Source organism: Streptomyces sp. NPDC086147 (assembly GCF_040702165.1).
Taxonomy (GTDB): Bacteria; Actinomycetota; Actinomycetes; order Streptomycetales; family Streptomycetaceae; genus Streptomyces.
In genome coordinates this window covers 25,878-45,830 of sequence record NZ_JBFBJO010000021.1, presented here as the reverse complement: position 1 = coordinate 45,830, position 19,953 = coordinate 25,878, and the positions used below count along the sequence as shown (strand labels likewise).

The 19,953-nt window shown below is 73.1% G+C and carries 21 protein-coding genes; 6 read left to right on the top strand and 15 right to left on the bottom strand.

The window, feature by feature from the left end:
• Nucleotides 1-31 precede the first annotated feature (31 nt).
• From AB0398_RS29365 to AB0398_RS29345, 5 genes are all read right to left on the bottom strand, one after another.
• On the bottom strand, nt 32-931 hold the full coding sequence (locus AB0398_RS29365; protein ID WP_366378670.1) for a PRC and DUF2382 domain-containing protein: 900 nt from the start codon (nt 929-931) through the stop codon (nt 32-34).
• Nucleotides 932-1,116: 185 nt separating this feature from the next.
• Nucleotides 1,117-1,950 (bottom strand): hypothetical protein, encoded by an 834-nt coding sequence (locus AB0398_RS29360; RefSeq protein ID WP_366378669.1) that lies wholly within the window; start codon nt 1,948-1,950, stop codon nt 1,117-1,119.
• The gene (locus AB0398_RS29355; protein WP_366378668.1) at nt 1,950-3,227 is read right to left on the bottom strand and encodes a VWA domain-containing protein; all 1,278 of its coding nucleotides are present in this window, start codon (nt 3,225-3,227) and stop codon (nt 1,950-1,952) included. Before AB0398_RS29355 ends, AB0398_RS29360 begins: the two co-directional genes overlap by 1 nt.
• 78 nt (nt 3,228-3,305) lie before the next feature.
• A complete protein-coding gene (locus AB0398_RS29350; RefSeq protein ID WP_366378667.1) occupies nt 3,306-3,584 on the bottom strand; it encodes a DUF6296 family protein in 279 nt (92 codons plus the stop codon).
• 57 nt (nt 3,585-3,641) lie between these two features.
• Entirely contained in the window at nt 3,642-4,505 is an 864-nt protein-coding gene (locus AB0398_RS29345) for an N-formylglutamate amidohydrolase (protein ID WP_366378666.1), read from the bottom strand.
• A gap of 185 nt (nt 4,506-4,690) precedes the next feature.
• On the opposite strand from AB0398_RS29345, the gene AB0398_RS29340 reads away from it, so the two are divergent.
• From AB0398_RS29340 to AB0398_RS29330, 3 genes are all read left to right on the top strand, one after another.
• A complete protein-coding gene (locus AB0398_RS29340) occupies nt 4,691-5,308 on the top strand; it encodes an HPP family protein (RefSeq protein WP_366378665.1) in 618 nt (205 codons plus the stop codon).
• 378 nt (nt 5,309-5,686) lie between these two features.
• The gene (locus AB0398_RS29335) at nt 5,687-7,213 is read left to right on the top strand and encodes a SulP family inorganic anion transporter (protein WP_366378664.1); all 1,527 of its coding nucleotides are present in this window, start codon (nt 5,687-5,689) and stop codon (nt 7,211-7,213) included.
• 94 nt (nt 7,214-7,307) lie between these two features.
• Nucleotides 7,308-7,532, top strand: coding sequence for a DUF6458 family protein (locus AB0398_RS29330; RefSeq protein ID WP_351973659.1), 225 nt, complete (start codon nt 7,308-7,310; stop codon nt 7,530-7,532).
• 119 nt (nt 7,533-7,651) lie between these two features.
• Here AB0398_RS29330 and AB0398_RS29325 read toward each other — a convergent pair whose 3' ends face one another.
• Complete coding sequence (locus tag AB0398_RS29325; protein ID WP_366378663.1) at nt 7,652-8,083, bottom strand: ATP-binding protein; 432 nt, start codon at nt 8,081-8,083, stop codon at nt 7,652-7,654.
• Nucleotides 8,084-8,286: 203 nt separating this feature from the next.
• Between AB0398_RS29325 and AB0398_RS29320 the strand changes: the two genes are divergently transcribed.
• Nucleotides 8,287-9,132: an RNA polymerase sigma factor SigF gene (locus AB0398_RS29320; RefSeq protein WP_366378715.1), complete on the top strand. Its 846-nt coding sequence runs from the start codon at nt 8,287-8,289 to the stop codon at nt 9,130-9,132.
• Between the two features lie 83 nt (nt 9,133-9,215).
• On the opposite strand, the gene thpD is transcribed toward AB0398_RS29320, so the two are convergent.
• The 6 genes from thpD to AB0398_RS29290 form a co-directional block, all read right to left on the bottom strand.
• Nucleotides 9,216-10,100, bottom strand: coding sequence for an ectoine hydroxylase (thpD, locus tag AB0398_RS29315; RefSeq protein ID WP_366378662.1), 885 nt, complete (start codon nt 10,098-10,100; stop codon nt 9,216-9,218).
• Between the two features lie 78 nt (nt 10,101-10,178).
• Entirely contained in the window at nt 10,179-10,607 is a 429-nt protein-coding gene (locus AB0398_RS29310; RefSeq protein ID WP_366378661.1) for an ectoine synthase, read from the bottom strand.
• 64 nt (nt 10,608-10,671) lie between these two features.
• Nucleotides 10,672-11,943: a diaminobutyrate--2-oxoglutarate transaminase gene (ectB, locus tag AB0398_RS29305; protein ID WP_366378660.1), complete on the bottom strand. Its 1,272-nt coding sequence runs from the start codon at nt 11,941-11,943 to the stop codon at nt 10,672-10,674.
• 67 nt (nt 11,944-12,010) lie between these two features.
• A complete protein-coding gene (ectA, locus tag AB0398_RS29300) occupies nt 12,011-12,550 on the bottom strand; it encodes a diaminobutyrate acetyltransferase (RefSeq protein ID WP_366378659.1) in 540 nt (179 codons plus the stop codon).
• Nucleotides 12,551-12,864: 314 nt separating this feature from the next.
• Nucleotides 12,865-13,668, bottom strand: coding sequence for an endonuclease (locus AB0398_RS29295; protein ID WP_366378658.1), 804 nt, complete (start codon nt 13,666-13,668; stop codon nt 12,865-12,867).
• 199 nt (nt 13,669-13,867) lie between these two features.
• Nucleotides 13,868-14,332 (bottom strand): Lrp/AsnC family transcriptional regulator, encoded by a 465-nt coding sequence (locus tag AB0398_RS29290; RefSeq protein WP_366378657.1) that lies wholly within the window; start codon nt 14,330-14,332, stop codon nt 13,868-13,870.
• A 196-nt stretch (nt 14,333-14,528) separates the two neighbouring features.
• Between AB0398_RS29290 and AB0398_RS29285 the strand changes: the two genes are divergently transcribed.
• Nucleotides 14,529-15,599 carry an asparaginase gene (locus AB0398_RS29285; protein ID WP_366378656.1) on the top strand — a complete coding sequence of 357 codons (1,071 nt, stop codon included), beginning with the start codon at nt 14,529-14,531 and terminating at the stop codon, nt 15,597-15,599.
• 81 nt (nt 15,600-15,680) lie between these two features.
• On the opposite strand, the gene AB0398_RS29280 is transcribed toward AB0398_RS29285, so the two are convergent.
• A complete protein-coding gene (locus AB0398_RS29280; protein ID WP_366378655.1) occupies nt 15,681-16,121 on the bottom strand; it encodes a GNAT family N-acetyltransferase in 441 nt (146 codons plus the stop codon).
• A gap of 188 nt (nt 16,122-16,309) precedes the next feature.
• Here AB0398_RS29280 and AB0398_RS29275 point away from each other — a divergent pair, with 188 nt between their 5' ends.
• Nucleotides 16,310-17,092, top strand: coding sequence for a hypothetical protein (locus AB0398_RS29275; protein WP_366378654.1), 783 nt, complete (start codon nt 16,310-16,312; stop codon nt 17,090-17,092).
• Between the two features lie 74 nt (nt 17,093-17,166).
• Here the strand turns inward: AB0398_RS29275 and AB0398_RS29270 are convergent, their stop codons facing one another.
• Together AB0398_RS29270 and AB0398_RS29265 are read right to left on the bottom strand one after the other, a co-directional pair.
• Nucleotides 17,167-18,546: an NAD(P)/FAD-dependent oxidoreductase gene (locus AB0398_RS29270; protein ID WP_366378653.1), complete on the bottom strand. Its 1,380-nt coding sequence runs from the start codon at nt 18,544-18,546 to the stop codon at nt 17,167-17,169.
• A 254-nt stretch (nt 18,547-18,800) separates the two neighbouring features.
• Nucleotides 18,801-19,949, bottom strand: a complete 1,149-nt coding sequence (locus AB0398_RS29265; protein WP_366378652.1) for a YncE family protein — start codon at nt 19,947-19,949, stop codon at nt 18,801-18,803.
• Between the last annotated feature and the right edge of the window lie 4 nt (nt 19,950-19,953).

Here is a 19,953-nt window from a genome sequence, read left to right as displayed (position 1 = left end):
CGCGGGGCGGCACCGGTCGTTCGTCGGTCGGTCAGTACCCGCGGCCGCGGCTGCGCGGGGTGTCGGGGTCGTCCGGGTCCTCGAGGCCCTCGACCTCGATCTCCTCCTTGCGGACCTCGCCCGAGACGGTCTGTTCCTCCGTGACCTCGTCCGCCGTGAGGCTCACCCGCTCGACCGGAACGGTCCGGGTCTCCACGACGGGGCGCTCCTCGTGGAGGATGACCTCGTGCTCGGCCTCGGTGATCTCCGCGCCGGACAGGGCCTCGCCGCGGTTGGCGTCCGTGATCGGCTCCCGCTCGATCCGCACCTCCTCGTGGGACACGGGAATGGTCTGCTGGACCTCTTCCGTCACCACGTACTTGCGCAGCCTGACCCGTCCGGCCTCCGTGCGCTCGACGCCGACGTGCATCTGCTCCTCAGAGCGGGTCATCGCCTCGTCGCCGGTGTCCGCGACGCGTCCGGCGGCGCTGCCGGCCGTGAACCCCTCCGCGGTGCCCATGGGGCCGGTCGCGGTGCCGGTCTCCATGCCGGCCGCGGTGCCCGCCGCCGTTCCGGTGCCGCCGTGGGCCCAGCCGCCCTCACCGGGCTGGTTGGCCTGCTGCCAGGCGTCGTCCCACGCGATGCCGTAGTGCTCGAAGAGACGGTGCTCCTCGCTCTCGGAGAGGTGTCCGCCGGCGTCGACGTCCACGTTGGGCGCGTCCTTGATGGTGGACTTGGGGTACGGGACCTCCAGGTGGTCGTCGACCAGAGCCGCGTCCTTGATCGGGACGAAGGATTCACTGGTGCCGAACATGCCGGTCTTCACCGTCACCCACTCCGGCAGGCCGGTCGCGTCGTCGACGAAGATGTGCTTCGCGTCGCCGACCTTCTTGCCCTCGGCGTCGTAGACGGGGTGGTCCAGCACGGCGTGGATCTGCTCTCGGGCGATCATGTCGACCCTCCTGCTCTCTCTCGGCTCGTTATCCACGCCTCTTACCAGACGAACCTGTCGGAAACGGGGCAAATCCATCTAATTATATTGAATGGTCAACGGCCTGGACCGTAGAGGCGGCCCGGGACGGGCGAAGGCCCCCGCCGCGTCGGAGCGGCGGGGGCCTTCGGCGGCTCGGGGGAGGGTCAGGCGGCCGGCGGGACCCGGGACGGACGGCCCGCGCCGCGCGTCAGGACGTAGCCGCCGATGCCGGCGAGCGCCGCGAGGACGCCGCCCGCCAGGGTCCAGAGCCAGCGGTCGGACCACCAGCCGGAGGACCAGCCGTCCTCCGGCGCCGCCGCCTCGACGGCGGACGGACGGCCCGCGTCGGCGTCCGCCTCCGCCTGGTCGGCGGTCACCGCGCCCGGCACGAGCGGCGCGGCGAGCGCTCCGTCCGTGGCGTGGGCGCCGCCCTCGTCCTTGACGTCCACCCCGAGCCGGGCGTCGAACGGCTGGCCGAGGTCCTCGTCCGGCAGGCCCGTGACGGTCAGCCGGACGTAGTAGCTGCCCGGCAGCGGATCGTTCGCCCAGGCGTCGGCCGAGGCGCGGACCGGACGCAGCACACAGGCGAGTTCCACCTTCGGGGCGTCCTTGCCCGCCGTGCGGGACTGCGTCCCGTACATGCACGGCTGACGGCGCCGCAGCCCGTCGTACACGTCGATCCGCCAGGTGGAGGGCCCGTGCCGCAGGGCCGCGTCCGGCAGGGTGACCGCGGCGTTCACCGTCGGCCGCTGCCCGGTGTCCGCCGGGAACACCCAGTACAGGTAGTCGCCCGTGGCGGCCTGCGCGGTCGCCCGCTGCCCCGGCAGGAACCGCGCGGCGGTGCGGAAGGTGGTGCCCGCCTCCGTCGGCCCGGCGGTGGAACCGGTGTCCGGGGACGCCGTGGCGGAGGGGGAGTCGGCGACGGCGGCCGGAGCCCCGAGCCCGAGCAGGGCCGCGCCCGCGAGCGCGGCCGCGGCGAGCGTGCGTACGGTGCGCATCAGTGGGTCCTCCAGACGGCGACGCGCCAGCGGGAAAGCCAGCCCCAGATCAGACCGGCCAGGAAACCGGCGAGCACCAGCCCGCCGAGCAGCCACCAGCCCCGGCCGAGACCGAACGAGGCCACGTCCGAGGCGGTCGAGGGACCGTCGACGACGTCCACGGTCAGCTCGATCGGCATGCCGGGCGCCGTCTTGACCGACGGGGGAGCGGAGAAGGAGTTGCTGACCTGGAGGCAGACCGTCTCGGCGGCCGGCTTGAGGTCGTCGGCGTCGACACCGTCCAGCTCCGGCTTCGGGTAGCGCAGCCCGGTCGATATGACGTCCGTGCGGCCGTCGCCGGCCTCGGAGCCGCGCGTGATCTCCCGGCCGTGGCGGGTGACGGCGCGCAGCAGCACCCCGTAGTCGTTGTTGACGGCGCGATCGGCCGACACGCTGACGGAGGCGCGCAGTTCCTGGCCGGGCAGCAGGTCCACCCGGTACCAGCGGTGCTCGCCGAAGGTCTCGCGGTCCGTGTAGAGGCCGGGCTTCAGCTCCGGCGCGTCGGCGCACCGCGCGGTGCCCCTGGTGGCGACGGGCGTGACGACCGGGTCGGCCGCGCGATCGACCAACTGCCGTACGCGACGCGAGAGTTCCTCGGTGCGGTGGACCGAGGTGTACGTGCCTCCGGTGGCCTCCGCGATGCAGGTGAGCTGCTGCCGGGTCTTGGCGTCCGGCACCAGGCCCAGGGTGTCGATGACGAGGTGGATGCCCTTCGCCGCGATCTCCCGCGCCACCTGGCAGGGGTCGAGCGGGGCGCAGGTGTCCTCGCCGTCCGTGATGAGCACGATCCGGCGGGTGGCGTCACCGCCCTCCAGGTCCTTCGCCGCGCCGAGCAGCGCCGGACCGATCGGGGTCCAGCCCGTGGGGGCCAGGGTGGCCACCGCGGTCTTGGCCTCGGTCCGGTCGAGCGGCCCCACCGGATAGAGCTGGCGGGTGTCCTTGCAGCCCTGCTTGCGGTCCTGTCCCGGATAGTCGGCGCCCAGGGTGCGGATGCCCAGCCGCACCTCCTCGGGCACCGCGTCGAGGACCTCGTTGAAGGCCTGCTTCGCCGCGGCCATGCGGGACTTGCCGTCGATGTCCTGGGCGCGCATGGAGCCGCTGACGTCGAGCACCAGCTCGACCTTGGGGGATTCCTTCGCCACCGGTGTGTCGGCGGCCGCGTGCGTCGGCAGGAGCGCGGCGCCCAGGGCGGCGAGCAGCGCGCAGGCCCCGGTCGCCAGCCGTTTTCTCGTGATCATCGCCGGATCGTATTGACGATCGTCCGACAAACCAAAACGGGGGTGGCGACCGGGGCCCGGGGCGGAAGGCGCGCGGTGTCAGGCGGAGGACGCGGAGGGATCGGTACCGGCCGGATCCTCCGCTTCGCCCTCGGGGAGGGCGCGGGCCCGTACGGCGTGGGCGGGGTCCTGGTGCCCTCCCGAAGGCATGACCCGGACCTCGCCCCGGTCGCTGATCTCGGCGCGGATGATGCCGGTCGGGTCGGTGTAGATCGGATGCCCCCCGGAACCCTTGTAGAGGGTGCGCTCCACGACCACGACGTCCTGGGTGGCGCCCGTGACGTCGGTGAACACCAGCTCGTACCTGGATATGCTCATTTGCCCTATTTTACGCCAGTATGGACATGGTCCTGTCCGAGCCGGCGGGGACACCGCTCAGGCCGTACGGGACACGGCGTCCACCAGGTCCGCCAGCGCCGCCCCCAGGGCCTCCGCCCCCGGGCCCGCCGCGCCGCCCGGCTCGCGCATGTAAAGGTCCCGGCGTATCTCGATCATCAGCGCCCCGACCCGCGGGTCCCGGCCGTAGTACGGCAGCGGCACGTAGGTCCCTGCGAAGGGGCTGTCCGTCCCCACCCCGCCGAAGCCGCCGAACGCCTCCCGCGCCGCGTCGAGCAGCGCGGGAGGCGTGTGGAAGGCGTCCGTGCCGAGGCAGACCGGCGGCCGGGGCCCTTCGCCGTGCAGCTCGTACGGCAGCGGTTCGCTCGGGTACGAGTGGACGTCGATCACCACCGCACGGCCCGTCGCCGCCAGCCGGTCGGCCACGGCCTCGGCCATGCCCCGCGCGTACGGCGCGAAGTAGCGGTCGAGCAGCGGCTCCGGGTCGAACCCGGCCGGCCGCAGCTCGGCCCGGTGCGTGGTGCGGGTGTACACCGCGCCCATCCCGACGGCCGCCATCTCCTCCCGCTCGTCCGGGAAGCGCTCGGGGTCGACGACGAGGCGGGAGAGCCGGTTGACGAACCGCCAGGGGGCCGTGCGGGCCGCCTCGGCGGCCGAGGCGGCGATCCCGGCCGTGTGGGCGTCGGTGATGTGGTCCAGTTCCCGACCCAGTTCGTCGTCCCCGAGCAGGATCCCGGCCCGCACGTCCGCGGGCACTGCGCGGGAGGAGTGCGGCACGTGGAGCAGGACGGGGGAGTCCGGGGCGCCGGGGAGGAGGTGGAAGGAGGGGGCCGTGTCGTACGGGTCGGGCGTGTCGTACGGGCCGGGTGCGCCGGTCGTGTCGGCGGACGGAGTCTCGTTCATGCCGGGATCCTCCCCCGACCCCGCCCGCGACGCCACGAAACCGCTGGTTAGAGTGGTGGGAGGTCGCGCCGCCGCACCAGGACCGGGCGCGAGACCGGGCCGACTGTCGACCACAGGGACCCGTACGACCACCCGTCCCCACTTCGCCCGGCCCACGGCCGCCCGCCCCGGAAACACCGCATCGCATGAGTACCGACACCGCCCCCGCCGCTCCCCGCACCACCCCCGGCGCCGTCCCCGCCGCTCCCGACTCCGGCACCACCCCCGGCTCCGGCTCCGTCGCCGCCCCCGGTCCGGAAGCCCCCCGGCGGCCGAGGCTGGCCGGGCGGGCCCCCGCCCGCCCCGCGCCCGCGGCCGCCGTCCACAGCGTCAGCGCCGCCACGGCCACCCTCCTCGGGCTCGTCGGCCTCGGCGCCCTCCTCCACGAACCCGTCCTGATACCCCCGCTCGCCGCCAGTGCCGCCCTGGTGCACTGCGCCCCCGCCCTGCCCCTCGCCCAGCCCCGGAGCGTGGTCGTCGGCCATCTGCTCGGGGCCGCCGCCGGATACGCGGTGGCCGCGGCCGCGAGCGGCAGCGCCTGGGCCGCTGCGGTCGCCGCCGGCGTCACCCTCGCGCTCACCACCCTGGCCCGCACCCCGCACTCGCCGGCCTGCGCGACCGCCGTCGTCGTCGTGCTCCAGGCGCCCGCGCCCGGCCGGTTCGTCCCGCTCCTCCTCGGCTCCACGGTCCTGCTCGTCCTGACCGCGTTCGCCGCCTCCCGCGTCCGCCGCGCGGCACCGAAGTACCCCGCCTACTGGTGGTGAAGCCGGGCCCGGTGCCCGGGTGAGCCCCGGCCGGGCGACCGTACGCCCTCCCGCCGTGCGCGTGTGCGGGCGCCTGTGACCCGATGCGCCCCGGCACTCCGCGCCCCCGCGCGCCCTCCGCGGGGGTGATCGCGTCAACTTCCGTCCGGTTCCAGTCGGAAAACCCCACCGGGGGCCGGGTTGTTCACGGTCGGGCCCACCAGTGCGTATTACCCTTCGTTGGTCTTCGCTTGACCTTGTCTTGGTGAAGCGTGATGCCGGTGGGACTCCGGGGAGGGATGCGCCGTGCCCGGCCACGGGCCGTCCCGGCCCGTCCCGTTCGCCCGCGCGACCACCGGCCCGCCCCCCGCACCTCGGATCCCATGAGGGGAGATCCGCATGCCGCCCTCCTTGCCCCGCCTCCGGGAACTTCCCCGCCTACGGCAGGACTTCGCAGCCTCCCTCGTCGTCTTCCTCGTCGCACTGCCGCTCTGCATCGGCGTGGCCGTCGCCTCCGGCGTGCCCGCCGAGCTCGGCCTGATCACCGGCATCGTCGGCGGAATCGTCACCGGCCTCATGAGAGGCAGCAGCCTCCAGGTCTCCGGGCCCGCCGCCGGCCTCACCGTCCTCGTGTTCGAGGCGGTCCGCACCTTCGGCCTCGCCGCGCTCGGCGTCATCGTGCTCCTCGCCGGACTGCTCCAGATCCTCATGGGCCTGCTGAGATGGGGCCGCTGGTTCCGGGCCATCTCCCTCTCGGTCGTCGAGGGCATGCTCGCCGGCATCGGCCTCGTCATCGTGGCCGGCCAGCTCTACGCCGCTGCCGGGCTCGACGCCCCCGACTCCGGCCTCGCCCGGCTCGCCGGGCTGCCGGCCGCCCTGGTGGGCGCGCTGACCGCCACCGCCAACCTGATCCCGCTCGCCGTCGCCGCCGGCACGATCCTCGTGATCGTGGGCTGGCGACACCTGCCCCCGAGGGCGCGGGCCGTGCCCGGCGCGCTCGTCGCGGTCCTCCTCGCGGGCCTCGCCACCGCCCTCCTCGACCTGCCGGTCGCCACCGTGAAGGTGGGCGGCGTCCTGGACGCGGTGCGCGTGCCCGGCGCGGACGCCTTCGCCGGCCTGGCCGACGTCGCCCTGCTCGGCACCGTCCTCGCCTTCGCGCTGATCGCCTCGGCCGAGTCGCTGTTCAGCGCGGCGGCCGTGGACCGGCTGCACGACGGCCCCCGCACCGAGTACGACCGGGAACTGCTCGCCCAGGGCGTCGGCAACACGGTCTGCGGCGTGCTCGGCGCCCTGCCCATGACCGCCGTGATCGTACGGAGCTCGGCCAACGTCCAGGCGGGCGCCAGGACCAAGGCCTCCCGGGTCCTCCACGGCGTGTGGCTGCTGCTCTTCGCGGCCCTGCTGCCCGCCACCCTGGAGTACGTGCCGCTCGCCGCGCTCGCCGGGATCCTCGTCCACGCCGGCTGGAAGCTGATCCCCTTCAAGGGACTGGCCGCGCTGTGGCGCGGCCACCGGGGCGAGGCGCTCGTCCTCGTCGTGACGGCCCTGGCGATCGTCACGGTCAACATGTTCGAGGGGGTCCTGATCGGACTCGTCCTCTCCGTCGCCAAGGCGGCCTGGGACGCCTCCCACCTGCGGGTCGAGCGGACCGACGACGGCCACGGGCCGGTGCGCGTCAGCCTGTCGGGGAACGTCACCTTCCTGCGGCTGCCGAAGATACTCGACACACTGGAGGACCTGCCGAGGGACCGCCCGGTCGAACTCGACCTCTCCGGGCTCCAGCACCTCGACCACGCCTGCCGCGCCGCCCTGGAGACCTGGGCCGAACGCCACTCCGCCGGCCCCGACTCCGTACGGCTGCACGGTCCGCCGGAGCACGTGCCCGGACCGTCGAAGGAGGACGAGCCCGCGCGGACGGGTTCCTGACTTACGGTCACCGAACGGCCTGTGAAAGGACATCGGGGATGAGGACGCCGGTCCGGGGTACCCGATGACCGTCCAACCCACTAAGGGAGGAATCATGGGTCTGGGAGCTTTCATCATTCTGATCGCGGTGGGGGCCATTCTCACGTTCGCGTCGGACTGGCAGATGGAGGGGGTCAATCTCGACCTGGTCGGCCTGATCCTCATGGCCGTCGGCATCATCGGAACGGCGGCCTACGTCAGCGTGCTGCGCCGTCGCCGCATGATCGTCCCTCCGGTCGCCCCCACGGTCACCGAGGACGACCGTCGGGACCTCCTCTGAACAAACGTTCCGTCATCATCCCCGTAAAGGGGTACGCGAGAGGGGTGACCACGCTTCGGGCGTGGTCACCCCTCTCGTCCTTCCGTCCGCCGACCCGCGCGTCCGGGCGGGTCCGCCGCTCACCTGTCCACCGTCACCGCCGCGTGGATGGTTTTGCCGTCCGGCCGGGCGTCCACGGTGACCTCCCGGCACAGGCGCAGCACGATCGGCCAGCCGAAGCCGCCGGGACGCAGCTCGTCGTGGAGGTCCTGGCGCGGTGCCTCCCCGCTGGCGTCCGCCACGGACACGGTCACGCGGTCGGGGCCGACGGCTATGCCGAAGTCGGTGACCCCGCCCCCGTGCCGGTGCGCGTTCGTGACCAGCTCCGACGTGACGAGCAGCAGGTCGTCGATCTGGTCCGTCGGCAGGGGGCCGAGGGCCGCGAGCGTGTGGCAGACCAGCTGCCGCGCCTGCGCGGGCGTACCGATCGGCGACGGCCCGTACGCTCCGGCGCCGGGACGGGCCGTCGGGGCCGCTGGCGTACGGGACCGGGTGTCGCTCCGGGTGTTCATCGCAGGTCCCTTTCTTCCTGGTTCATCAACACGTGATGTAATTCGCCTGCCCGTTCGCGCAGAAGTGATGCCCGCCACTCCGGGCGGAGCCGACGCCCCTTCTCGGGGAGTGCGTTCGGGAAGCGGGGGTACGAGAACCGGAACTGCTGAACGGACCGTGAGGAAGAGGAGGTTGTCGCGTGCGGACCGAGACGGCCAAGGCGATGGCGACGTACGTGACCAGCGGTACGTGTGAGGACCTGCCCGTCCTGGAGGCTCCCCACGAGGTGGCCCCACAGGACGCCCGCAACCTGACGAAGGTGTTCCTCCGCGAGCTGGCGGAGCGGGAGGAGGGCACCGAGGCATACCAGTACGTCCGGAACACCCTGATCGAGATCAACATGTCGCTCGTGCGGTACGCGGCGGGTCGGTTCCGCGCGCGGGCCGACGAGATGGAGGACATCGTCCAGGTCGGCATGATCGGCCTGATCAAGGCGATCGACCGCTTCGACCTCTCGCGCGAGGTGGAGTTCGCCACCTTCGCGGTGCCGTACATCGTGGGCGAGATCAAGCGCTTCTTCCGCGACACCACCTGGGCGGTGCACGTCCCCCGCCGGCTCCAGGAGGCGCGGGTGGAGCTGGCGAAGGCGACCGACGAGCTGAGTTCGCGGCTCGGCCGGGCCCCCAGGGTCGCGGAGCTGGCGTTGCTGATGGGACTCCCCGAGGAGGAGGTGGTCGAGGCGCAGATCGCCTCGAACGGCTACAACTCGACCTCGCTGGACGCCGCGATCAACGGCGGCGACGAGGAGGACGAGGCGGCCCTGGCCGACTTCATCGGCGGGGAGGACCCGGCGCTCGAACTCTTCGAGGACTTCCACACCCTCGCCCCGCTCGTGGTGGCCCTCGACGAGCGCGACCGGCTGCTGCTCCACCTCCGCTTCGTGGAGGAGCTGACGCAGGCGCAGATCGGCGAGCGGCTCGGCGTCTCCCAGATGCACGTCTCGCGGCTCCTGGCCCGCAGCCTCAACCGGCTGCGCGAGGGCATGCTCGGGCGGCCGAGCGCCGGGTGAGCGTCCGGCGCACGTCGACGGAAGGGGCCCGCACTCCGATTCCCCCGGAGTGCGGGCCCCTTCCGTGTCCGTGCGCCCGGGGGCTACGGACGCGCGGCGATGAAGGAGGGGCGCCGGACCGGGGCGGCGAAGGGCGCCTCCGGCAGGTTCTCCACGCTGTTGAAGACCAGGAACACGTTGCTGCGGGGGTACGGGGTGATGTTGTCGCCCGACCCGTGCAGGGCGTTGCAGTCGAACCAGGTGGCCGAGCCGGCGGGCCCGGTGAAGTGCCGGATGCCGCAGGCCTCGGCGAAGGTGGTGAGCGCCTCGTCCGAGGGCGTCCCCGCGTCCTGCATCCGGAGCGACTTCTTGTAGTTGTCCCGGGGGGTCTCACCGGCACAGCCCAGGAAGGTGCGGTGCGAACCCGGCATGATCATCAGGCTGCCGTTGGTGGTGTGGTTCGGCGTGAGCGCGATCGACACCGAGACCGTCCGCATCTGCGGCAGGCCGTCCTCGGCGTGCCAGGTCTCGAAGTCGGAGTGCCAGTAGAAGCCGCTGGCGCCGAAGCCCGGCTTCACGTTGACCCGCGACTGGTGCACGTACACGTCGGAGCCGAGGATCTGGCGGGCGCGGCCGACGACCCGCGGGTCCTCGGCGAGCCGGCCGAAGACCTCGCTGATCCGGTGCACCTCGAAGACGGAGCGGATCTCCTGGGAGCTGGGCTCGACGATCGCCCGCTCGTCGGCCCGGACGGCGGGGTCGGTGACGAGCCGGTCCAGCTCCGCCCGGAGCGCGTCGACCTCGTCCGGGGTGACGAGTTCGTCCACCGTGACGAACCCGTCGCGGTCGTAGTCCTCCAGTTCGCGCGCCCAGAAGGGGCCGGGCGTACCGGGCTCGGACCACACGACGGGGTCCTTGCGGCCGATCAGCTCCTCCCGGGGACCGCGGGTGGGGTAGAGGTCGACGGGGCGGGTGGGTGCGGAGGCCATGGGGCGGTGTGCCTTCCTTTCGTGCGTCTCGTACGGGTGCGTGCGGGGCGTGCGGTGGAGCGCGGCGGGACAGTCGGGTCAGGCGTCGTCCGCGGCGCTCGCGTCGGTCGGCTCGGGCTCGCTGAGCAGGGGGTAGACGCCGTTCTCGTCGTGGTCCTCGCGCCCGGTGACGGGCGGGTTGAAGACGCACAGGCAGCGGAAGTCCCGCTTGACCTTGAGGGTGTGGCGCTCGTGCCCGTCGAGCAGGTACATCGTCCCGGGCACGATGGTGTGGGTGAGGCCCGTCTCGTGGTCGGTGAGTTCGGCCTCGCCGGCCGTGCAGACGACGGCCTCGACGTGGTGCGCGTACCACATGGAGGTCTCGGTCCCGGCGTACAGCACCGTCTCGTGGAGGGAGAAGCCGACCCGCTCGCGGGCCAGGACGATGCGCTTGCTCTCCCAGGTGCCCGAGGCGGCCCTCACGTGCCGCTCGGTGTTCTCCAGCTCGTCGAAGGAACGGACGATCATGTTTTCCTCTCGCGGTGTCGCGGTGTCGCGGTGTGGCGGACGGGGTGGGTCGCTGCCGGACGGGTCAGGCGGTGTGGCGGACGGAGCGGGCCAGGATGCCGAGGCCCTCGTCGAGCTCGTCGTCCGTCGCGGTCAGCGGCGGGAGCAGCTTGACCACCTCGCCGTGCGGTCCGGACGTCTCCAGGAGCAGGCCGATCTCGAAGGCCCGCCGGCACACGGCGTCGGCGCGCTCCCCGTCGGCGAACTCCAGGCCCCACACGAGGCCGCGTCCGCGCACCGCGATGCCCGACCGCTCGTCGTCCCCGCACAGGTCGAGCAGGGCGCTCTCCACCCGGCCGGCCCGGCCCAGGGTGCGCTCGCGCAGGGCGCCGTCACGCCAGTACGCGTCGAGGGCGGCGGTGGCGGTGACGAAGGCGGGGTTGTTGCCGCGGAAGGTGCCGTTGTGCTCGCCGGGCTCCCACACGTCGAGCTCCGGGCGGAACAGGCAGAGGGCCATGGGCAGGCCGTAGCCGCTGATGGACTTGGACAGGGTGACGATGTCGGGCGTGATGCCCGCCTCCTCGAAGGAGAAGAAGTCACCGGTGCGCCCGCAGCCCATCTGGACGTCGTCCACGATCAGGAGCATGTCGTGCCGGCGGCAGAGGTCCGCGAGGGCGCGCAGCCACTCGGCGCGGGCGACGTTGATCCCGCCCTCGCCCTGGACGGTCTCGACGATGACGGCCGCCGGGTGGTCGAGGCCGGAGCCCGGGTCCTCCAGGAGCCGCTCGAACCACAGGAAGTCGGGGACCTGCCCGTCGAAGTAGTGGTCGAAGGGCATCCGGGTGGCGTTGGGCAGCGTCACGCCCGCCCCGGCGCGCTTGGCGGAGTTGCCGGTGACGGCGAGCGAGCCGAGCGACATCCCGTGGAAGGCGTTGGTGAAGGAGACGACGGTCTCCCGCCCGGTGACCTTGCGGGCGAGCTTCAGGGCCGCCTCCACCGCGTTGGTGCCGGTGGGGCCGGGGAACATCACCTTGTAGGGCAGGGCGCGGGGCTCCAGGACCGCCGAGCGGAAGGCCTCCAGGAAGTCGCGTTTGGCGGTCGTCGACATGTCGAGGCCGTGGGTGATGCCGTCGTCGGCGAGGTAGTCGAGGAGGGCGCGCTTGAGGACGGGGTTGTTGTGCCCGTAGTTCAGCGAGCCGGCTCCGGCGAAGAAGTCGAGGTACGGCCGCCCCTGCTCGTCGTACAGCCTGCTGCCGGAGGCGCGCTCGAAGACGACGGGCCAGGCGCGGCAGTAGCTGCGGACCTCCGATTCGACGGTCTCGAAGACGGAGGAAGGGGCGAGGTCGGTCAGGGTCACGGAGTCTCTTCTCCCAGGTGTGGTTCGGGGTGCGGGTGGATGCGTGCGGGAACGGCCGGCGGACGGCTCAGGAGGCCGGGAGGTCCAGGGGGCCGATGCGGTACAGCACTTCGGCCTCGTGCCCCGAGGTGGGGAACGAGGCGGCCGGGAAGAGGACCTCTCGCGTCAGCTCGGCGCCGTGACGGCGCGCGTAGGACCGGAACATCCGGTCGGACGCCAGGTTTCCCGGCGTGACGGTCGCCTCCACGCGGTCGAGTCCCCGCTCGGCCGCCACTCGGGCGGACAGAGCGTCGAGCAGGGTCCCGGCTACCCCGCTTCCGCGGTGCGAATCCTCCACGGCGACCTGCCAGACGAAGAGCGTGCCCGGCGCCTCGGGCCGCAGGTATCCGGTGACGAAGCCCACCGGGCGTCCGGAGGCGTCACGGGCGACGGCGGTCGTGTCGGCGAAGTCGCGGCACCACAGCAGGTAGCTGTACGGCGAGTTGAGGTCCAGCTCTCCCGAGCCGCGGGCGATCCGCCAGAGGTGGGCGCCGTCCTCGATCTCGGCCGGGCCGACGGAGACATCGGTCCGGGCTGTCGCGGGGGCAGTGGTCTGAGCAGTGGTCATGGAGGCCGAAGCTACCCAGAGGATCTCGGAACTTCCTCGGCCTGAGGGGTTGTTCGGGCTGGTGGAACATGATAGATGCAGTCGGCACCTTGATGAGGGGAATCCCTCTTTCCCGCTACGGCGAACCGCAGCATAAGCGGACAGAATGCCCGTTTATAACGGATGGGTAACGGCTTCGGAGTGAAGGATTCGCTCTTTCAAAAAGCGTGAGAACATCCCCAGTTTCGCGTTTGGGGCCGCCGGGAGCGGTCATGTGCATGGGTCACCCCGTGCCGCGCCTTCGTCGGCCCGCGGCACGGGGTGACCCGGTCGGACTACCAGATCGCCTCGACCCACTCCGGGTGGTCGACGAACGGGTTCCGGTTGCCCTGGTAGGTGCCGAAGATGATGTCGTTGCGGCGCTTCTCGAAGGCGCTCGGCGGGTCCAGCTCGTTCCACTGCTTCAGGACCGAGAGGCGGCCGTGGTACGGGACGCTGCCGTTGGAGGTCGACTCGTTGGGCTCCAGGTCCGCCCAGGAGTCGCCGCCCTCGTAGCGGACGGCCATGTAGAGGAGCATCCGCGCCACGTCGCCCTTGTCCGCGTCGCGCGGCTCGAAGGAGTTGCTGTCCGTGTAGCTGCCGGGCGCGCCGCTGACCGGGCTGCCGCCGTTGTCGAAGTCCTTGTTGCCGCGGGTGCTGTTGACCTGGACGTCCGCCGCGCGCAGGTGGTGCAGATCGGTGCCGGGGCCGGCCGAGGTGCCGAAGTTGCCGTGGGACTGGGCCCAGGTGTGCTCGCGGTTCCAGTTGCCCACCGCGCCGCCGTTGAGGGACTTGCTGCGCGAGATCCCGCTGTAGAGCAGGATCACGTTGCCGGAGTTGTTCGGGTCCTGGTCGACGGTCTTCAGCGCGTTCCAGACCGCGTCGTACGAGATCTTGCTCTGGCTGCTGATGATGGTGTGCAGCGAGGACTTGAGGGCCGGACCGGTCTTGCCGACCGCGTCCTTGTAGTACGTGCTGTCGTACGGGGAGGTCGTGGCGTTCGCGGGAGCCGCGGTGACCGCGGGGAGGGTGAGGGTGGCGAGGACGGCGGCTATGGAAGCCGCCCAGGCCTTCCGACGGCGGGGCTGTGCGACGGACATGGGGGGTGCCCTTTCCCGGTGGGGGCACGCGCCGGGGCACGGCACCGGCTCAAGGGCACCGCGCTCTACGCGTGTTGACTTCTTGTCAGCCGGGAGCGTGGCACGGGGGAGCGGCCCGCCGTGTAACCGGGAGGAGGCGTTTCCGTGACGTTCTCGCATACACGGGCACCAGGGGCCCGCGCGCCCGTCCGGGACCTCCTCAGACGCCCCGGACGTCCACCGGCAACCCCTTCGGCTCCTTGATCCGCTTCATGATGATCTGGGAGTTGACCTCGGTGACCCCGGCCAGCGTCGTCAGCCGCTCGATCCACAGCCGCTCGTACGCCGCCAGGTCCGCCACCGCGATCCGCAGCAGGCAGCCGGGACTCCCGAAGAGCCGGTACGCCTCGATCACGTCCGGCACGTCCCGCAGCGCCTCCTCGAAGGCCTCCACCGTCTCCCGGTCCCGCCGCACCTCCACCGAGACGAGCACCTCGAAGCCCCGCCCCACCGCCTCCGGGTCGATGATCGCCCGGTAGCCCCGGATCACCCCGTCCTGCTCCAGCTGGCGCACCCGCCGCAGACAGGGGGAGGGGCTGAGCCCCACCCGCTGGGCCAGCTCCTGATTGCTCAGCCGGCCGTCGTTCTGGAGCTCGCGCAAGATATGGAGATCGATTCGGTCCATGGCGCAATATTCTCCCACGAAGAAACATTTCAGCGGCTCATTCGGCAATCGTCTTGCGTGCTGTTTGTCCTATCCTTGCGGGCTGAGGGGCCTCGGGAGAGGACTTCTGCGGGCCCTGTCGGCACAGGCCCGTTCCCAGGGCCCCCGCCACGGGGCGGAGCCCCTTTTCGTCGGTACGGAGTCGAGGACAGCAGCCATGAAGCGGACGCACGACGGGGAAGCGCGCCGGATCGTCGTCATCAGCACCGGCGGAACGATCGCCAGCCGCTGGCAGGGCACCGGCTACGCGGCCGACGCCTCGGGCAGCGACGTCCTGGCCACCGCCCCCCTCCCCGAGGACGTCACCGTCGAGGTCGTCGACCTCTTCAACGTCAACAGCTCCCGCATGACCGCGGCCCATCAGCTCGCCCTCCTGCGCACCGTCCACGAGACGTTCGCCGATCCCGGCGTCGACGGCATCGTGATCACCCACGGCACCGACACCCTGGAGGAGACCGCCTTCCTCCTGGACCTGCACCACACCGACGCCCGCCCGGTCGTCCTCACCGGCGCCCAGCGTCCCTTCGGCACCGGCGACGGCGACGGCCCCGGCAACCTCTACGACGCGCTCCAGGTCGCGTCCACCGTCCGCGACCTCGGTGTCCTCGTCGTCTTCGACGGGCGCGTCCACGCGGCCCGCGGCACCGTCAAGTACCGGACCCTGGACGCCGACGCCTTCTCCGACCCGTCGGCCGAGCGCCTCGGCCGCGTCGGGTTCTCCCGCGTCGACATCGAGCGGCAGCCCGAGCGTCCGGCCCCGCTGCCCCTCCCCGCCGCCGCGCGCCCGGCCGCGCCCGGCACCGCCCCGCTGCCCCGCGTCGACATCGTGACGCACCACTCCGACGGCGACCCGCTCCTCCTGAACGCGGCCGTCGCCGCCGGCGCCCGGGGCATCGTCCTCGTCGCCACCGGCGCGGGCAACGCCACCCCGGAGGTCGCCGCCGCCGTCGCGGACGCGGTCGCCCGAGGCGTCCTCGTCGCCGTCACCACCCGCGTCCCGGCCGGACCGCTCGCCGAGATCTACACCGGCGGCGGCGCCGTCGACCTCGTCGCCGCGGGAGCCCTCCTCACCGGCACCCTCCGGGCCGGCCAGGCCAGGATCGCCGTCCTCGCCGCGCTCCTCGCCGAGGAGGGCGGCGCGAGCGACCCGGCCCGCGCCACCGCGCTGCTGCGCCGGCTCCTCGACGGCCCGGTCCGCGCCGAACCGGCCCTCGCCACCCGCGCCTGACCGGGTGGCCCCCCGAGGACCCCGGCTCGCGGACGGAGCCCCCCAGCCCGTCCGCGAGCCGGAATCGACCCGCCGCGTCCGTCAGCCCAGCCGCAGGGTCACGAACGGAACGGTGTCCCCGGGCAGGACGTACCGCTCCACCTCCACGAAGCCCCGCGCCAGGGCGAACCGCAGCCCCTCCTCGTTGGAGGCCAGGACCACCGTCTCCACGCCCTCGCCGCCCAGCGTCCGCGCGTGCGCGAGCCCCCGCTCGTACAGCGCGGTCCCGAAGCCCCGCCCCCGGAAGCCGGGCAGCGTCCGGGCGATGACGGTCGCCGCCGCCGTCTCCCCGTCCGGCGGGCGCACCGTCGAGCAGCCCACCGCCGCGTCCCCGAGATAGGCCACGTCCAGCCGGTTCCGGCCCGCGCGCTCCCGCACCTCGTCGGGCGAGAGGACGGCCGTGGGGACGATCGTGTTGTGGACGGCGCGCCAGTCCGCGAGCCGCGCCCCGCTCAGCGCCCGTTCGATGTGAAGATCGTTCATCCGGGCAGCCAACCGCCCCCCGTCCGGCCGGTCAACCGCTTTCCGGGCCCGCCCGGAGACACCCGGGAGGGCGCGTCCGTACGGGTGGGGGCGGAGGGACCGCGGCAGCACCGCCCGCCGAGCGGGTACGGATCGCTGCACTGTCCCCCCGGTCAGATCCCCGCCCCGCTCAGGAGGAACGCCGTCCCATGCCCGTCCGCAAGGGCACCCCCGCACTGCTGAGCGCCGGCACGCTGTGTGCCGCCCTGCTGCTCACCGGCTGCGGCAGCCCCGCCGCCCCGCCCACTCCCGCCCCCACTCCCACGACCGCGCCGGCCGCCGAGACCGGCCCGCGTCCGGGCTCGCCCGGCAAGGCCACCGCCTCCGCCCCGGTCCCCGAGACCCGGCTCCCCGGTATCGGCCCCGTCACCCACGCCTCCGTCCCCGACGACACCTCCCAGGCCCTCGTGGTCACCGGCGCCTCCGCCGACTCCACCAGGTCCACCGCGACGCTCTACTCCCGCGACCCGGTCGGCGGCTGGAAGCGCCAGGCCGGACCCTGGCCCACCCACAACGCGCTCCGGGGCTGGACCGCCGACCACACCGCGGGCGACCTGCGCACCCCCATCGGGGTCTTCCGGCTCGGCGACGCGGGCGGACGGCTGCCCGACCCCGGCACCCTCCTGCCGTACGACCAGGACGAGCAGTTCGCGATCAGCGGCACCGGCTTCGCGGGCGAACCCCTCGAAGGCTCCTTCGACCACGTCGTCGCCATCGACTACAACCGGGTCCCCGGCCGCAGCCCGCTCGACAAGGAGCGCCCCCTCGGAGCCGAGAAGGGCGGCGGCGTCTGGATCCACGTCGACCACGCCGGCCCCACCCAGGCCTGCGTCACCCTGGAGCGCGAGGAACTGCGCGAGCTGCTCCGCGCCCTCGACCCGGCCCGGGAACCGGTCGTCGTCATGGGCCCCACCACCGAACTGGCCCGCTGACGGAGCCCGTCCACACACACGCCACGGGGCGCCCGGCTCTCCGCCGGGCGCCCCGTGGCGTCTTCGCCGGTTGCTCAGCTCCCGCCGGACGCGATCGCCCCGTGGAACGACGCCGTGTGGCTGCGGACCTGGTCCGGCGACAGGTACGCGTCGGTGTACTCGAAGTCCTTCAGCGTCCCCGCCTTCGAGGCCAGGAACCCGGTCCGCACGTAGTCGTCCCCGGCCAGGGCGTTGAGCACCCAGTTCGTCATCACCCGGGTCTTCGCCACGTTGGTCCGCAGCGCGCCCCAGTGGTAGGCGCGGGCCACGGCCTGTGCCGGCATCCCGTGCAGCTCCACGCCGAGCGGCCGGGAGACCCCGTCCATCCCGCCGAGGTCCACCACGAGCCCCAGGTCCTTGTGCCGGTACGGGTGGAGCGGCTCGCCGCGCAGGGTTGAGACCAGGTTGTCGGCGACCGCCTTGCCCTGCCGCATCGCGTGCTGGGCCGTCGGCGGGCAGACCGCTCCCTCCTCGCCCTTGGCGAGGTCGGGCACCGCCGCCGCGTCCCCGAGCGCCCACACCCCGTCGAGCCCCGGCACGGCCATCTCGGGCGTGACGACCGCCCGGCCCTTGAGGGTCTCCGTGCCGAGCGTGCCGATCAGGGGGCTCGCCACCACGCCGGCCGTCCAGATCAGCGTCCGGCTCGGCAGCACGCGCCCGTCCGTGAGGGTCACCGTCTTCTCGTCCACCGACGCCACCGAGACGCCGAGCGACACCTCGATGCCGCGCTTGGTCAGGATGTCCGTCGCGGCCTTCCCCAGCTTCTCGCCCAGCTCGGGCATGAGCCTCGGCGCGATGTCCACCAGGTGCCACTTGATGAGGTCCGGGTCGAGCCGCGGATAGCGCTTGACCGCGTTGTGGGTGAGCAGCTGGAGGCAGGCCGCCGTCTCCGTACCGGCGTAACCGCCGCCGACGACCACGAACTGCAGCCGGGCCGCCCGCTCCGCCTCGTCGTTGCTCGCGTCCGCCAGGTCGAGCTGGGCGATGACGTGGTCGCGGACGTACACCGCCTCCGCGAGCGTCTTCATTCCGCGCGCGTGCTCGGTGAGGCCCGGGATGTCGAAGGTCCGGGTCACGCTGCCGGGCGCGAGCACGAGATGGTCGTACGGCTCGTTCACGTACTCCCCGGAGATCGTCCGCACCACGCAGACCTTCGCCGCCGTGTCGATGCCGACCACCCCGCCCGGGACGATCCGGGTCCGGTGCCGTTCGCTGCGCCGCAGCGACAGGGCGACCGACTGCGGGGTCAGCACCCCCGCCGCCACCTGGGGGAGCAGTGGCAGATAGAGCTGGTACGAGAACGGCGAAAGGAGCGTGATGACCGCCTCCCGCTCCGCCAGCCGCCGTTCGAGCCTCCGTACGCAGGCCACTCCGGCGAAGCCGGCGCCCACCACGAGAATCCTCGGTCGCGTCACGCTGTCCGCCCTTCCGTATGAGCGTGCAAGGAGCCATTGGCTGTGGCCGGGTACGGCCGCATGGCAACTTTTTGCCGACTACCCCTTGTTTACCCTTTTTATCGTCATTGCCGATGGACCGCTCTTCGGCGGTGTCCGTCCCGGTCCCGAGGGACCCGGCACCACCGGTTGCGCCCTCTGCTACCCCCTCGGGGCCGTTCCCACCGCCCCGTCCCACGTCCGGAACCCCGAAAGGCCGCGGCACCGCCGCCGCTTCAGAGGACCGCGATCCCCAGCGGACGCGACCCCGCCGCCAGCCGGCGGGTGTCGCCCGAGGCGAGGTCCACGACCGTCAGACCGTCCCTGTACCCGTCCCGGGTGAACCCGCCGGACACATAGGCCGTGCGCCCGTCCCGGGACACGGCCACGCCCTCGTGCGCCCCTTCCAACGGGTACACCCGCTCCTTCCCGTCCGGCGCGCGCACCGTCAGGGACGGCCCCCGGTCCGCCTCCGGGTCGATCGGCCCCGTGCCCACGGCCAGGAGCGTCCCGTCGGCCGTCACGGCGACCCCGTGCTGATGGGTGTTCGCGGTCATCGGCTCGATCTCCGTCCGGCCGGTCCGGGGATCGACCACGGCGAGCCGCTCGCCCTCGAACGGCAGGAGCAGCCTCCCGTCCGAGGGCCGCACCGCCGCGTAGTGCGGCTTGAGCCAGGAACCGAGCCCGCCCTCCGTGCCGTACGGGGCGACCTCCACCCGCCGGGGCTCCAGCGTCCCCGCCGCGACGACCGTGACGTCGAAGGAGTCGTGGTTCGTCGCGTAGACCTCGGCGCCGTCCCGCGACACGTCCACGTCGAACGGGCGCCGGCCGACCGGCACCGCGTCCGTGACCCGCAGCGCCGCCGTGTCGATCACCTCCAGGGCGCCGTTCCCGCCGGGCACGTTGACCCCCACGTACGCCCGGCGCCCGTCCGGCGCGAGCGCGATTCCCATGCCGCCGCCCCGGTACTCGCCCGTGGTCACGGGCCCGGTGTCCGTCCGGTACGGGATCAGGGCGAGCCGCCTGCGGGCCGCGGTGTCCACGACCGCCACCCCCTCGGCGGTCGCCACCCACGCGCGCCCGTCGGCGCCGAGCGCCACGCCGTACGGTGCGGTCCCCACCCGCACGGACCCGGTGGCTCCCCGTACGGGGTCGACGAAGGTGACGGTGTCGGAGCCGAAGTCGGTGACGAGCAGGGTGCCGGGGGCGGACCCGCCGCCGGGATCGGCGGAAGGCGTCGCGGTCGCGGTCGATCCGGCGGACGCCGCCGGGCCCTCCGGGGCCGCGCCTCCGGAGCCCCGGGCGCACCCCGTGAGCAGGACGGCGGCCACCGCGCCGGGCAGGAGCACCTGGGCGGTGCGGGACGGACGGCGGGACTTCCCCATGACG

Excerpts from the sequence above, each read along its gene's own strand:
- AB0398_RS29310 (WP_366378661.1), bottom strand. The coding sequence starts at position 10,607 with ATGATCGTCCGTTCCTTCGACGAGCTGGAGAACACCGAGCGGCACGTG.
- AB0398_RS29365 (WP_366378670.1), bottom strand. The coding sequence starts at position 931 with ATGATCGCCCGAGAGCAGATCCACGCCGTGCTGGACCACCCCGTCTAC.
- AB0398_RS29350 (WP_366378667.1), bottom strand. The coding sequence starts at position 3,584 with ATGAGCATATCCAGGTACGAGCTGGTGTTCACCGACGTCACGGGCGCC.
- AB0398_RS29280 (WP_366378655.1), bottom strand. The coding sequence starts at position 16,121 with ATGAACGATCTTCACATCGAACGGGCGCTGAGCGGGGCGCGGCTCGCG.
- AB0398_RS29265 (WP_366378652.1), bottom strand. The coding sequence starts at position 19,949 with ATGGGGAAGTCCCGCCGTCCGTCCCGCACCGCCCAGGTGCTCCTGCCC.
- AB0398_RS29325 (WP_366378663.1), bottom strand. The coding sequence starts at position 8,083 with ATGAACACCCGGAGCGACACCCGGTCCCGTACGCCAGCGGCCCCGACG.
- AB0398_RS29285 (WP_366378656.1), top strand. The coding sequence starts at position 14,529 with ATGAAGCGGACGCACGACGGGGAAGCGCGCCGGATCGTCGTCATCAGC.
- AB0398_RS29275 (WP_366378654.1), top strand. The coding sequence starts at position 16,310 with ATGCCCGTCCGCAAGGGCACCCCCGCACTGCTGAGCGCCGGCACGCTG.
- ectA (WP_366378659.1), bottom strand. The coding sequence starts at position 12,550 with ATGACCACTGCTCAGACCACTGCCCCCGCGACAGCCCGGACCGATGTC.
- AB0398_RS29320 (WP_366378715.1), top strand. The coding sequence starts at position 8,287 with ATGGCGACGTACGTGACCAGCGGTACGTGTGAGGACCTGCCCGTCCTG.
- AB0398_RS29295 (WP_366378658.1), bottom strand. The coding sequence starts at position 13,668 with ATGTCCGTCGCACAGCCCCGCCGTCGGAAGGCCTGGGCGGCTTCCATA.
- AB0398_RS29355 (WP_366378668.1), bottom strand. The coding sequence starts at position 3,227 with ATGATCACGAGAAAACGGCTGGCGACCGGGGCCTGCGCGCTGCTCGCC.
- AB0398_RS29290 (WP_366378657.1), bottom strand. The coding sequence starts at position 14,332 with ATGGACCGAATCGATCTCCATATCTTGCGCGAGCTCCAGAACGACGGC.
- AB0398_RS29335 (WP_366378664.1), top strand. The coding sequence starts at position 5,687 with ATGCCGCCCTCCTTGCCCCGCCTCCGGGAACTTCCCCGCCTACGGCAG.
- AB0398_RS29360 (WP_366378669.1), bottom strand. The coding sequence starts at position 1,950 with ATGCGCACCGTACGCACGCTCGCCGCGGCCGCGCTCGCGGGCGCGGCC.
- AB0398_RS29330 (WP_351973659.1), top strand. The coding sequence starts at position 7,308 with ATGGGTCTGGGAGCTTTCATCATTCTGATCGCGGTGGGGGCCATTCTC.
- AB0398_RS29345 (WP_366378666.1), bottom strand. The coding sequence starts at position 4,505 with ATGAACGAGACTCCGTCCGCCGACACGACCGGCGCACCCGGCCCGTAC.
- thpD (WP_366378662.1), bottom strand. The coding sequence starts at position 10,100 with ATGGCCTCCGCACCCACCCGCCCCGTCGACCTCTACCCCACCCGCGGT.
- AB0398_RS29340 (WP_366378665.1), top strand. The coding sequence starts at position 4,691 with ATGAGTACCGACACCGCCCCCGCCGCTCCCCGCACCACCCCCGGCGCC.